The 11950-nt window shown below is 59.2% G+C and carries 10 protein-coding genes; 5 read left to right on the top strand and 5 right to left on the bottom strand.

Translation table 11 applies throughout. The annotated features are described in order from the left end of the window. Nucleotides 1–29 precede the first annotated feature (29 nt). Both CKW30_RS05960 and CKW30_RS05955 read left to right on the top strand, forming a co-directional pair. The gene (locus CKW30_RS05960) at nucleotides 30–1526 is read left to right on the top strand and encodes a helix-turn-helix transcriptional regulator (RefSeq protein ID WP_095180256.1); all 1497 of its coding nucleotides are present in this window, start codon (nucleotides 30–32) and stop codon (nucleotides 1524–1526) included. A 139-nt stretch (nucleotides 1527–1665) separates the two neighbouring features. Next, the gene (locus CKW30_RS05955; protein WP_024013284.1) at nucleotides 1666–1923 is read left to right on the top strand and encodes a DUF1652 domain-containing protein; all 258 of its coding nucleotides are present in this window, start codon (nucleotides 1666–1668) and stop codon (nucleotides 1921–1923) included. Between the two features lie 1075 nt (nucleotides 1924–2998). Here CKW30_RS05955 and CKW30_RS05945 read toward each other — a convergent pair. The 4 genes from CKW30_RS05945 to CKW30_RS05930 all read right to left on the bottom strand — a co-directional run bounded on the left by CKW30_RS05945 (nucleotide 2999) and on the right by CKW30_RS05930 (nucleotide 6542). Then, on the bottom strand, nucleotides 2999–3766 hold the full coding sequence (locus CKW30_RS05945; protein WP_041480848.1) for an SDR family oxidoreductase: 768 nt from the start codon (nucleotides 3764–3766) through the stop codon (nucleotides 2999–3001). 37 nt (nucleotides 3767–3803) lie between these two features. Beyond that, entirely contained in the window at nucleotides 3804–4871 is a 1068-nt protein-coding gene (locus tag CKW30_RS05940; RefSeq protein WP_095180255.1) for a phosphotransferase family protein, read from the bottom strand. A gap of 163 nt (nucleotides 4872–5034) precedes the next feature. Next, nucleotides 5035–6003, bottom strand: coding sequence for a 2-hydroxyacid dehydrogenase (locus CKW30_RS05935; protein WP_095180254.1), 969 nt, complete (start codon nucleotides 6001–6003; stop codon nucleotides 5035–5037). 155 nt (nucleotides 6004–6158) lie between these two features. Beyond that, nucleotides 6159–6542 carry a tautomerase family protein gene (locus CKW30_RS05930; protein WP_095180253.1) on the bottom strand — a complete coding sequence of 128 codons (384 nt, stop codon included), beginning with the start codon at nucleotides 6540–6542 and terminating at the stop codon, nucleotides 6159–6161. A gap of 248 nt (nucleotides 6543–6790) precedes the next feature. Between CKW30_RS05930 and CKW30_RS05925 the strand changes: the two genes are divergently transcribed. The 3 genes from CKW30_RS05925 (at nucleotide 6791) to CKW30_RS05920 (ending at nucleotide 8740) form a co-directional block, all read left to right on the top strand. Beyond that, nucleotides 6791–6985: a hypothetical protein gene (locus CKW30_RS05925; protein ID WP_095180252.1), complete on the top strand. Its 195-nt coding sequence runs from the start codon at nucleotides 6791–6793 to the stop codon at nucleotides 6983–6985. A gap of 49 nt (nucleotides 6986–7034) precedes the next feature. Next, a complete protein-coding gene (locus CKW30_RS27280) occupies nucleotides 7035–7205 on the top strand; it encodes a hypothetical protein (RefSeq protein ID WP_177434191.1) in 171 nt (56 codons plus the stop codon). A gap of 254 nt (nucleotides 7206–7459) precedes the next feature. After that, nucleotides 7460–8740: an HAAAP family serine/threonine permease gene (locus tag CKW30_RS05920; protein WP_095180251.1), complete on the top strand. Its 1281-nt coding sequence runs from the start codon at nucleotides 7460–7462 to the stop codon at nucleotides 8738–8740. Nucleotides 8741–8932: 192 nt separating this feature from the next. On the opposite strand, the gene acnB is transcribed toward CKW30_RS05920, so the two are convergent. After that, nucleotides 8933–11542 (bottom strand): bifunctional aconitate hydratase 2/2-methylisocitrate dehydratase, encoded by a 2610-nt coding sequence (acnB, locus tag CKW30_RS05915; RefSeq protein WP_039763151.1) that lies wholly within the window; start codon nucleotides 11540–11542, stop codon nucleotides 8933–8935. Between the last annotated feature and the right edge of the window lie 408 nt (nucleotides 11543–11950).

The following is an 11950-nucleotide window of genomic DNA, read 5'->3' as shown; positions in this document are numbered from 1 at the left end:
ACCTAGCCGCATCACAGTGTGGAGATCCAATGAGCCAGGAAGTCCTGACCACCGAAACCAACCGTCGCCAGTTGCAGCAGATCATTGCCGGGCTGTCGGACGGGGTGATTCTGCTGGAACTCGACAAAAGCATTCTCTGGGCCAACGAAGCGGCGCTGACCATGCACGGTGTCAGCACCATCGGTGATCTGGGCAGTAACGCCGACGAGTACGCCAGACGCTTCACGCTGCGCTATCGCAATAATCATGTCTTGCCGCCGGACAACTACCCGATCAGCCGCGTCGCCCGCTGCGAGGCGTTCAATGATGTGCTGATCGAAGTTTCGTCCGTGGACGACCCGGAGCGGGTCTGGGTGCACAGTGTGCGCAGCATGGTCCTGACCGACCGCGTCGGCCAGCCCGAGTCGCTGGTGCTGATCATGAGCGACGTCACCGATTGGGCCAATGCTGAGCTGCGTTTCGAAAAAACCTTCAATGCCAACCCTGCACCGGCAGTGATCTGCCGACTCAGCGATTTGCGCTACATCAAGGTCAACCCGGGCTTTCTGGAAATGACCGGCTATACCCGCGATCAGGTGATCGGCACTTCGGCTTACGAAATCGATATCTTCGAGCAGGCGGATCAGCGCGATCTGGCTGTCCAGCGCTTGCGCGATGTCGCGACCATTCCGCAAATGCAGGCGGAGTTGCGCCTTCCCGACGGTGGCAGTAAACAGGTGATCGTTGCCGGTCAGCCGCTGCTGCTCAATGACGAGAATTGCATGCTGTTCTCCTTCGTCGACATGGAGCCTCGGCGCCGGGTCGAAGTGGCCTTGCGTCAGAGCGAGGAGCGCTTTGCCAAGGCTTTTCGTCTGACGCCGGTACCGATTTTGATCTGCACCGCTGACAAGCAGGAGGTCATCGACGTCAATCAGGCGTTCCTCGATACCCTGGCCTATGACAGCGATGACGTACTCGGCAAAACCGTGACGCAGCTGAGCTTCATCCACGATGACAGCGCGCGCACGCGCCTGCTGTCGGCGCTGGCGAAGAACGGTCGTGTGGATCGGGTCGACGTGCCCGTGCGCAAGAAGGACGAGGAGTTGCTGGAGTGTGCGGTCTCGGCTGACACCGTGAACATTCACGACACGTCCTGCTATCTGCTGGTGTTGATGGACATGACCGAGCGCAAGCGCACTGAGCTGGAACTGGTCGCGGCGATCGAAGAGGTGATGAAGGATGCGTCGTGGTTCAGCCGAACGCTGATCGAGAAGCTGGCCAACGTGAAGAAAATCAACTCGCCGCAGCTGCCCAGCGCCTCGTTCACCGACCTGACGGCCCGTGAGCGTGATGTGCTGGGTTTGATCTGTGAAGGTCTGGCGGACAAGGAGATCGCCGCGCGGTTGAAACTGGCGCCCAATACCGTGCGCAATCATGTGGCCACCGTGTACTCGAAAATCGATGTGCATAGCCGCAGCGAGGCGATCGTCTGGGCTCGCGAGCGTGGTTTGTTTTCGGGAGAGTGGGGCACCAAGGGGCAGCGCTGAGGGTGCAAATGCACTAGTTACAAGGGTGCAAATTCATGTATTGGCCAAGACGTTGTGTTCTTAGGCTGGTGGGGTGCGGTGTGGGCCATTTCGGGCCTGCGATCGTGCCCCTTTTGAAACAGTCATAGGAACAACGTCAATGATGAATCTTGCGCAGTTGCGCGCTCGGCTCGAGCACAGTTTTGCGCCGCTGGCTTGTGAGTGTTCGGTGGATGGTGATCATTCGCTGACGGTCAAGTTGTATCACCGGGATTCGGGGCAGGTGGATCTGGTGATCAGTGGGCTGGATCTGGCTTCGCTGCGTACGCCCGGGGCGGTTGAGGCGTTGGTGGATGAGTTGAGGTATGAGCTTGAGAGCAATTCCTTGCGTTCTTCGCGGGATCCGGATTTGGCTTAAGCGCGCTTTGGTCTTGGCGGCCTTTGGGCCGGCCATGCTCTGGGGATTTTGGGTGTATATCCGTTTTTTTGGGTGTTGCGGCTGGCGGTTTCGCCCTTACGGCGAGTCCCTTTTGGCAAACGCCCCAAAAGGAACCAAAAGGTCTTCGCCCTGACGTTCGGCCCGCTCGCTTAGGCTCGGGGTTCCTTCGCTGCGGAATCGATCCTGGCGCAGCGGCTCCGGTTTGCTTCGCTGCACCTCCTTCCGCTGTGTACGACTGCGTCGTACGGTCGCTGCGCTCCCACGCCAGGATCAATCCCTCCACTCAGCCTGCCGACGGGCTCCAAGATCAAAAGCGGTACTCGAGCTAACGCTCATCGTGTGTAGGAGCTGCCGAAGGCTGCGATCTTTTGATTTTGATTTTGATTTTCTGTGGGAGCGAGCCTGCTCGCGAAGGCGGCCTGACAGCCGACCTGGTTGTTACTGAACTCACTCGATCAAAACTGTAGGAGTGAGCCTGCTCGCGATGAGGCCCTCGCCGACGACCATAATCCCAATCCAGGCTTCTGCTGGAAAATCTGCGCAAAACCGACAGCCCGAACTAGCCAATCTCCCCAATCCACTGGCGCTAACAAGGCGCTCAGCTATAAAGAATGAGTGGTCAGGTCTTCCGCGGCCGGTTGGGTTGCGGGAGTTTGTCTCTCTTTACCGCGGGTCGTCCTATGAATAATCCTGGGAAACGCGTATTGCCGTTGGCTTTTCTTGCTGTGCTGTTGGCCGGTTGTGCCAGTCCTCCACCCCCTGCGCCTGTCGCGCCGCCGCCACCGCCGGAACGTCGGTGTGAGGTGCTGGAAAATACTGAGGTTGCCGGGGATGTGTATGTGGATGGGCAGGTGACGCGTCACATCACCACTACGCGTTGCATAACCCAATAAGCCGGGCAATCCCGCGGATGCAGGAGTTCTGGATTTCGGCACCGCCCCTGTGGGAGCGAGCCTGCTCGCGAATGCGTGGTATCAGTCAAAACATAGCTGACTGACACCACGCTTTCGCGAGCAGGCTCGCTCCCACACGGGTTAGCAATTTGCCTTGGATATCAGGACAGGAATCCGCCATCCACATTCAGCGCCACGCCAGTGGTGTAGCTCGACGCATCGCTGGCCAGGTACAGCACCGCGCCGGCCATTTCGCTTGGATCGGCTACGCGTTTGAGCGGGATCTGGGTCAGTGCCTGTTTCAGAATCGCGTCGTTCTTGACCAGCGCCGAGGCGAATTTGGTGTCGGTCAGGCCGGGGAGCAGGGCGTTGCAGCGGATGCCGAATTGCGCGCATTCCTTGGCGAAGACTTTGGTCATGTTGATGACCGCCGCTTTGGTTACCGAATAGATGCCTTGGAAGATGCCCGGCGAGATGCCGTTGATCGACGCGACGTTGATGATGCTGCCGCCACCGTTTTCGCGCATGAGCTTGCCGGCTTCGACCGACATGAAGAAGTAGCCGCGAATGTTCACATCGACGGTCTTCTGGAACGCCCCCAGATCGGTGTCCAGCACGTTGCAGAATTGCGGGTTGGTCGCGGCGTTGTTGACCAGGATGTCGAGGCGGCCGAATTGTTCCTTGATCCCGGCGAAGACCTGGCTGATCTGCTCCATCTCACCGATGTGGCAGGCCACGGCTGTCGCCTTGCCGCCGGCGGCGATGATGGCGTCGGCGACGTGTTGGCAGCCTTCGAGCTTGCGGCTCGAGACGATCACGTGGGCGCCTTGCTGGGCCAGCAGTTTGGCGATGGCTTCACCGATGCCACGGCTGGCGCCGGAGACGAAAGCGATTTTGCCGTCGAGGTCGAACAACTGAGTCTTGGACATGGGTTTCCCTTGTTGAAAGTCTTGTTATTGGCCCGGATCAGAGGCTGGATTTCTGAATGACCTGCAGGCTCATCTGCTCCAGCAGTTTGTTCATGTGAATGAACTGCGCGAAGCGTTTGTCCTGTGTCTGGCCATGGTAGAAGCGGTAGTAGATCTGCTGCACGATGCCGGCCAGGCGGAACAGGCCGTAGGTGTAGTAGAAGTCGAAATTGTCGATGCGGATGCCCGAGCGCTCGGCGTAGTAGTCGACGAATTCGCGGCGGGTCAGCATGCCCGGCGCGTGGCTTGGCTGGCGGCGCATCAGTTGCACCGGTGCCGGGTCACCGGCTTCGATCCAGTAGGCGAGGGTGTTGCCCAGATCCATCAGCGGGTCGCCGAGGGTGGTCAGTTCCCAGTCGAGCACGCCGATAATTTGCATCGGATTGGCCGGGTCGAGAATGACGTTGTCGAAGCGGTAGTCGTTGTGGACGATGCTCGACGTCGGGTGGTCGGCCGGCATTTTGTCGTTGAGCCAGGCTTTGACCGCTTCCCAGTGCGGCGCGTCCGGGGTCAGGGCTTTTTCGTAACGCTCGCTCCAGCCCTTGATCTGCCGGGCGACGTAGCCTTCAGGCTTGCCCAGATCGCCGAGGCCGCAGGCGTTGTAATCGACCCGATGCAGTTCGACGAAACGGTCGATGAAGCTTTTGCACAGCGCTTCGGTTTTCGCCGAATCGAGGCCCAGCTCCGGCGGCAGTTCAGCGCGCAGGATGATGCCCTTGACCCGTTCCATCACATAGAACTCGGCGCCGATAACGGCTTCGTCGGTGCAATGCACGTAGGCCTTCGGGCAATACGGAAAGCCGTCGCGCAGTTGGTTGAGAATGCGGAATTCACGGCCCATGTCGTGGGCGGATTTGGCTTTGTGGCCAAACGGCGGACGGCGCAGAACGAACTCTTGCTCGGGGTATTCCAGCAGGTAGGTCAGGTTCGACGCGCCGCCGGGAAACTGGCTGATCTGCGGCGTGCCGGTCAGGCCGGGAATGTGCGCCTTGAGGTACGGATCGATCAGGCTGGCATCAAGTTCTTCGCCTGCACGGATCCGGGTGGACTGGTCAGTAAGCGCCATGCTTATCCCTTCTGCTTATTTTGGAGGCCAGACATCATTGGCTAATCTAATGGCGCGCTCGGGTGCTCACAAGCGCGGGTCGGTCTTATAGGTTAGCGTGTTGCTGGATAATCAACTTTGAGAATGGGGCAAAGATCGGCGCGGTTCGACGATGCCACGAACGTTAATGCACGCGCTGGTTGTTCAACTTGGGCGGCAGGGCGACGGGAGTCAGCACCGGTTGCCCGGAGAAAAACGCCATCAGGTTTTTCCCCACCAGTTCAACGGTGCCTTGCGTGGCTTCAGGGGACAACCCGGCGACGTGGGGAGTCAGCACAACGTTGCTGAGGTGTTTCAGGGCATCAGGCACTTCCGGTTCGTGATCGAACACGTCCAGTGCAGCGCCGGCGATACGACGTTGCTCAAGTGCGGTGATCAGGTCTGCCGTTGCGATAACGCTGGCGCGGGCGATGTTGACGATAAAACCCTTGGGGCCGAGCGCATCGAGCACAGCTCGCGTCACCAGATGTTGAGTAGCAATGCCACCGGGCGTGGCAACGACCAGAAAGTCCGAGGCTCGCGCCAGATCGGTGGGTGTCGAGCAGAACGCATAAGCGACTTCGCTGCGCACCTGGCGGCTGTGGTAGCTGATCTGCATGTCGAAACCCAGCTCCGCACGTTTGGCAATCGCCATGCCCACGGCGCCCAGCCCGAGGATGCCCAGACGCTTGCCGGCCAGCGACGGGCGCATGATTTTCGGCCATTCACCGCGGCGCACGGCGGCATCGCAGCGCGGGATGTCGCGCACCAATGCCAGCAGCAGGGCCATCGCATGATCGGCCACTGACGAGGCGTTGACGCCGGCACCATTGGTTACGGTAATCCCACGATCGCTGGCCGCTTGCAGGTCGACCTGTTCATAACCGGCGCCGATCACCGTGATGATTTTCAAGGCGGGCAGGGCGCTGATCTCTTGCGCGGTCAGACCCAGCGGGCCGCGAGTGAGCACGGCATCAATGCGGCTGCCATGGGTGGCGATGGCTTGCGCACGTTCGGCTGGCGTTGGTGCGAGGATCAGGTGGAATCCCTGATGCTCAAGAATCGGCAGATAGTCATTGATCGTTTCAACCAGTACCAGAACGGTTGCGGGCATTGCGCGGCTCCTGTGATTGGCGGCGGGTGGGTCGCGAAAGTCGACTCAGAGTGCTGAATCCGCAGCGGCTTGGCAATCGTTGCATTCGCGCAGTGGTGCTTTGATTCTGGACGGGTTCGTGGAACAAGCAAGCACGCAGGCATGGGCGCTGCGAATCAGCTGACGTATTGCGCAATGCCGTTGCCAAACGACCAGTTCTCTTTCTTTACCTCCAGCAGATTGATGAACACATCCTCCAGGCGAATACCCAGTTGCGCATGCAGGCTCTCGGCAATGGTCTTGAACAGCAACTGCTTCTTTTCCACGCTGCGCCCTTCGCTGATGGTGATCTGGATGAACACCACGCCGTCGCTGCGCTCGATGCCGAGGTATTGCGGGTCGTACACGAAGTGCTGGCCGTCGTGCTCGTTGAGAATCTGGAAGTTGTCGTGCTCGGGCACATCGATACAGCTGCGCAGGGCGGCGTAGATCTGTTCGCCGATGCGCCTGGCGAAAGTGGGGTCTGGGTTTTGCTGGATGTCGACGCGGACCAGTGGCATGGGAGGCTCCTTGGGTTATGGCTTCTCTCACGCTAGATCAATGGCGGAGTTCTGGCAGGTAGTTGGTCTGGAATATTGCGGACCACTCGTATGAGGAGGCTTACGTGAATCGCGGATTTTGCCTACGGGGATGGCAGATGCGTCTGCTGGTCAGCGTGAATGGAACAGTTTGATGATAAGGGCATGACGATAGCCGTCGATGTGCATGCAAATGCTGACACCGATCCGCCAGCAGCCAAGGAGGGCAAATGTTCCATAACGATCGCGAAAATCTGGAGCTAGACAGGCTGGAAAACGAATCAAGGAAACTCGTGGCTGAATGGAAAAAGCTTCAGGCTGAAGACAAAAAGTTATCAAGGGAGACGAAGCTCTATCCAATTGCAGTGTTTGGTGGAGTCTTGACTGCAATCACCGCAGTGGCAGGGTTTTTCTTCAAGTTGTGAGTCTTCATGCTTCACGACCGTCAGGCGCATTATTCAAAGGTTAATCAGTATGAGCACATATGACCGTAAGGCACGACTGGAGCAAATTGAGCGAGAGTTCGCAGAATATGACGAAGCGTTGCGCAATAGAGACAAGCGCGAAAATGGCAAGCTCTGGTTGCTTTTCGGCTTCGGGCTGTACTGCGTTTTATTGGGTTTCATGCTCGGCATATCGCTCTAGGCGCATTCGATGACGCATGGGTGGGTGCAAAACGTATCCGTTTGCGGCATCCGACGTATCCATAAACGACCTTGTTTTTTCCATAAACGACCATCCTTGGATCTGCTCCGCACAACCATTCCTCAGCTAAGTCTTTGCTTGCATTGATTTATCACGGAGAATCGCGCCCCTGTTTCGGCCGGAGCATGTCTGTCGGTTTTTTCCGACGCGTCCTGACCGAGTGGCAAGTGACCGGAATGCGGAGATCCGACCGGATGAATGATCAGGCCAATAGCCTCGAAAAGCGCTTCGACGCAGCAGCACCCGCTGAACTTTCGAGCTGGAATCGCCAGGACACCACCTGGATGCTGGGACTGTTTGGGACGGCCATTGGCGCCGGCACCCTGTTTTTGCCGATCAACGCAGGATTGGGTGGCTTCTGGCCGCTGGTGATCCTCGCGCTGCTGGCCTTCCCGATGACGTTTTACGCGCACCGTGGCCTGACCCGTTTTGTGCTGTCCGGTCGCGAAGGCGCCGATATCACCGAAGTGGTCGAGCAGCATTTCGGTATCAAGGCCGGTGCCTTGATCACGCTGCTGTACTTCTTTGCCATCTTCCCGATCCTGCTGATCTACAGCGTCGGCCTGACCAACACGGTCGCCAGTTTCCTCGAACACCAACTGCACATCACGCCGCCACCGCGCGCGCTGCTCTCGTTCGTGCTGATTCTCGGCCTGCTGGCCGTCGTGCGTTGCGGCGAGCAGGCGATCGTCAAGGCCATGAGCCTGATGGTCTATCCGTTCATCGTTGCGCTGCTGTTCCTCGCCGTGTACCTGATTCCGCACTGGAACGGCGGCATCCTCGCCACCGCCGCGCAAGTGCCGGCGCCGTCAGCGCTGCTGCACACGCTGTGGCTGGCGATTACGGTGATGGTGTTCTCGTTCAACCATTCGCCGATTATCTCGGCGTTCGCGATGGATCAGAAGCGTCGTTACGGTGTGCATGCTGACGAGCGCAGCTCGCAGATCCTCGCGCGCGCTCATGCATTGATGGTCATTTTGGTGCTGTTCTTCGTATTCAGTTGCGTGCTGACCCTGTCGCCAGAGCAACTGGCTGAGGCAAAAGAGCAGAATCTGTCGATCCTGTCGTACCTGGCCAACCACTTCAGCAACCCGACCATCGAGTTTGCGGCGCCGTTGATTGCGTTTGTGGCGATCTCCAAGTCGTTCCTCGGTCATTACATCGGGGCCAGCGAAGGCCTCAAGGGCCTGATCGTCAAGAGCGGCAAACGTCCGGGCGCCAAGGCGCTGGATCGCATCGTGGCGGCGTTCATGCTGGTGATCTGCTGGATCGTCGCAACGCTTGATCCGAGCATCCTGGGCATGATCGAAACGGTCGGTGGGCCGGTGATTGCGGCGATTCTGTTCCTGATGCCGATGTACGCGATTCGCAAGGTGCCAGCGATGGCGCGCTATCGCGGTCAGGCGTCGAACGTGTTTGTTACCGCGGTGGGACTGGTGGCGATTTCGGCGCTGGTTTACAAGCTGGCTGTCTGACCTGTCACTGATCGTTCCCACGCTCTGCGTGGGAATGCCTCTTGTGACGCTCTGCGTCACGCTTGGGGACGCAGAGCGTCCGGGGCTGCGTTCCAACGCAGAGCGTGGGAACGATCAGAATGCTTGCCCGGCAGGCATAAAAAAAACGCCGCTCATCTCACGATGGGCGGCGTTTTTTATGGCCTTGCAGCGTTAGGCTTGAACGACCGGGATCTTGGCGTTCGCAGCAGCTTCACGGAACTCGGCGATCTGGTCGAAGGACAGGTAGCGGTAGACATCGGCCGCCATGCTGTCGATCTTGCCAGCGTATTCCATGTACTCCTCGACGGTCGGCAGGCGACCCAGGATCGAAGCAACGGACGCCAGCTCGGCCGAGGCCAGGTAGACGTTCGCGCCGTCGCCCAGACGGTTCGGGAAGTTACGGGTCGACGTCGAGACCACGGTGCTGTTCGGCTCAACGCGTGCCTGGTTACCCATGCACAGCGAGCAGCCTGGCATTTCCATGCGTGCGCCGGCCTTGCCGTAGATGCCGTAGTAGCCTTCTTCGGTCAGTTGGTGAGCGTCCATCTTGGTCGGCGGCGACAGCCACAGACGGGTTGGCAGCTGACCCTTGACCTGATCCAGCAGTTTACCGGCAGCGCGGAAGTGACCGATGTTGGTCATGCACGAACCGATGAACACTTCGTCGATTTTCTCGCCAGCAACGCTGGACAGCAGACGGGCGTCGTCCGGATCGTTCGGCGCACACAGCACAGGCTCGTTGATTTCGGCCAGATCGATTTCGATGACTTCGGCGTATTCGGCGTCGGCATCGGCTTCCATCAGCTCAGGATTGGCGATCCAGGCTTCCATCGCTTGAGCACGACGTTCCAGGGTACGCGCATCGCCGTAGCCTTCGCCGATCATCCAGCGCAGCAGGGTGATGTTGGACTGCAGGTACTCGGTGATCGACTCTTTCGACAGCTTGATGGTGCAACCGGCAGCCGAACGTTCGGCCGAGGCGTCGGACAGTTCGAACGCCTGCTCCAGGGTCAGACCTTCCAGACCTTCGATTTCCAGGATGCGGCCGGAGAAGGCGTTTTTCTTGCCTTTCTTCTCGACGGTCAGCAGACCGTTCTGGATAGCGAAGTACGGAATGGCATGAACCAGGTCACGCAGGGTGATGCCAGGTTTCATCTTGCCCTTGAAGCGCACCAGGATCGATTCCGGCATGTCCAGCGGCATGACGCCAGTGGCAGCGGCGAACGCGACCAGACCGGAACCGGCCGGGAACGAGATGCCCATCGGGAAACGGGTGTGCGAGTCACCACCGGTACCGACGGTGTCCGGCAGCAGCATGCGGTTCAGCCACGAGTGGATGATCCCGTCGCCCGGACGCAGGGAAACGCCGCCGCGGGTCATGATGAAGTCAGGCAGGGTGTGGTGGGTGGTCACGTCGATCGGCTTTGGATAAGCCGCGGTGTGGCAGAACGACTGCATCACCAGATCAGCGGAGAAGCCCAGGCACGCCAGGTCTTTCAGTTCGTCACGGGTCATTGGACCGGTGGTGTCCTGAGAACCCACGGTGGTCATCTTCGGTTCGCAGTAGGTGCCAGGACGCACGCCCTGGCCTTCTGCCAGACCGCAAGCCTTGCCGACCATTTTCTGCGCCAGGGTGAAACCCTTGGTGCTTTCAGCCGGAGCTTCCGGCTTCTTGAACAGGTCGAACGGCGGCAGACCCAATTCGGCGCGAGCCTTCTCGGTCAGGCCACGGCCGATGATCAGCGGGATACGACCGCCGGCACGGACTTCGTCCAGCAGCACCGGGGTTTTCATTTCGAAAGTGGTGATGACTTCGTCGGTACCGTGCTTGCAGACTTTGCCAGCGTGCGGGTACAGATCGATCACGTCGCCCATGTTCATGTTCGACACGTCGAACTCGATCGGCAGGGCGCCGGCATCTTCCATGGTGTTGTAGAAGATCGGAGCGATCTTGCTGCCGAAGCAGAAACCGCCAGCGCGCTTGTTCGGCACGTACGGGATGTCGTCGCCGAAGAACCACAGCACCGAGTTGGTGGCCGATTTACGCGAGGAACCGGTACCGACCACGTCACCGACGTAGGCGATCGGGAAGCCCTGGCCGCGCATTTCTTCGATCTGCTTCATCGGGCCGGTCTTGCCTTGCTCGTCCGGAACGATGCCGTCACGGGCCATTTTCAGCATGGCCAGGGCGTGCAGCGGGATATCAGGACGCGACCAGGCGTCTGGCGCAGGGGAGAGGTCGTCGGTGTTGGTTTCGCCGGTGACCTTGAATACGCGCAGGCTGATCTTGTCGGCCAGCACCGGGCGCTTCTTGAACCACTCGCCGTCAGCCCAGGATTGCAGCACGGCCTTGGCGTGAACGTTGCCGTTCTTGGCTTTTTCGGCGACGTCGTGGAAGGCGTCGAACATCAGCAGGGTGTGCTTGAGTTCTTCGGCGGCGACTGGCGCCAGCTCGGCGTCGTCCAGCAGTTCAACGAGGGTAACGATGTTGTAGCCGCCCTGCATGGTGCCGAGCAGTTCTACAGCGCGTTTCTTGTCCAGCAGAGGGGAGGTGGCTTCGCCCTTGGCCAGGGCAGACAGGAAACCGGCCTTGACGTAGGCGGCTTCGTCCACTCCAGGCGGTACGCGATTGGTGATCAGGTCAACGAGGAAAGCTTCTTCGCCAGCCGGAGGGTTCTTCAGCAGCTCGATCAGGCCTGCTGTTTGTTCGGCGTTAAGCGGCTGGGGAACGATACCCAGGGCTGCACGCTCTTCGATATGTTTGCGGTAGGCTTCAAGCACAGTTATTACCCTCATCAGTGGTCCCAAATGGGTGTCCGGGACGCTCATCCCGAAATTGCCGTACTCATGCGCCTCACGACGTTGTGGGTCGTTCGGCCAGAATTACCGGCAATTCCTTACAGAAGCTGCTTTCAAAGTTTTACGCCTGCAGAACGGGGAGCTGATGAGGGTTGGCGTTGGGCTTTTCCCCGCTGGAAAAACCCCTCGCCAACACCGCTCTGAAGGAACGACTGTGCTCGTGACGCTTTGAAAACAGCTTCTAACGGACATTGGCGCCTTAAAAGGCTGGCTGATTCTACGGCAAAAAAAATTTAAAGGTAAGTCGCGCTCTATTGGACTTTCGTGGCAATCAGCGCGGCCGGAGCAAACCTGCGACGCCGGCGAGACCTTGCTGTTTGAGGGGTGATC

Source organism: Pseudomonas sp. Irchel 3F6, assembly GCF_900187595.1.
Classification (GTDB): Bacteria; Pseudomonadota; Gammaproteobacteria; order Pseudomonadales; family Pseudomonadaceae; genus Aquipseudomonas; species Aquipseudomonas siliginis.
The sequence above is the reverse complement of the archived record's forward strand: the minus strand, read 5'-3'. Positions and strand labels throughout refer to the sequence as shown.

What these genes read in the sequence shown, in the direction of transcription:
- CKW30_RS05960 (WP_095180256.1), top strand. Translation starts at nt 30, where the DNA reads ATGAGCCAGGAAGTCCTGACCACCGAAACCAACCGTCGCCAGTTGCAG.
- CKW30_RS05955 (WP_024013284.1), top strand. Translation starts at nt 1,666, where the DNA reads ATGATGAATCTTGCGCAGTTGCGCGCTCGGCTCGAGCACAGTTTTGCG.
- CKW30_RS05945 (WP_041480848.1), bottom strand. Translation starts at nt 3,766, where the DNA reads ATGTCCAAGACTCAGTTGTTCGACCTCGACGGCAAAATCGCTTTCGTC.
- CKW30_RS05940 (WP_095180255.1), bottom strand. Translation starts at nt 4,871, where the DNA reads ATGGCGCTTACTGACCAGTCCACCCGGATCCGTGCAGGCGAAGAACTT.
- CKW30_RS05935 (WP_095180254.1), bottom strand. Translation starts at nt 6,003, where the DNA reads ATGCCCGCAACCGTTCTGGTACTGGTTGAAACGATCAATGACTATCTG.
- CKW30_RS05930 (WP_095180253.1), bottom strand. Translation starts at nt 6,542, where the DNA reads ATGCCACTGGTCCGCGTCGACATCCAGCAAAACCCAGACCCCACTTTC.
- CKW30_RS05925 (WP_095180252.1), top strand. Translation starts at nt 6,791, where the DNA reads ATGTTCCATAACGATCGCGAAAATCTGGAGCTAGACAGGCTGGAAAAC.
- CKW30_RS27280 (WP_177434191.1), top strand. Translation starts at nt 7,035, where the DNA reads ATGAGCACATATGACCGTAAGGCACGACTGGAGCAAATTGAGCGAGAG.
- CKW30_RS05920 (WP_095180251.1), top strand. Translation starts at nt 7,460, where the DNA reads ATGAATGATCAGGCCAATAGCCTCGAAAAGCGCTTCGACGCAGCAGCA.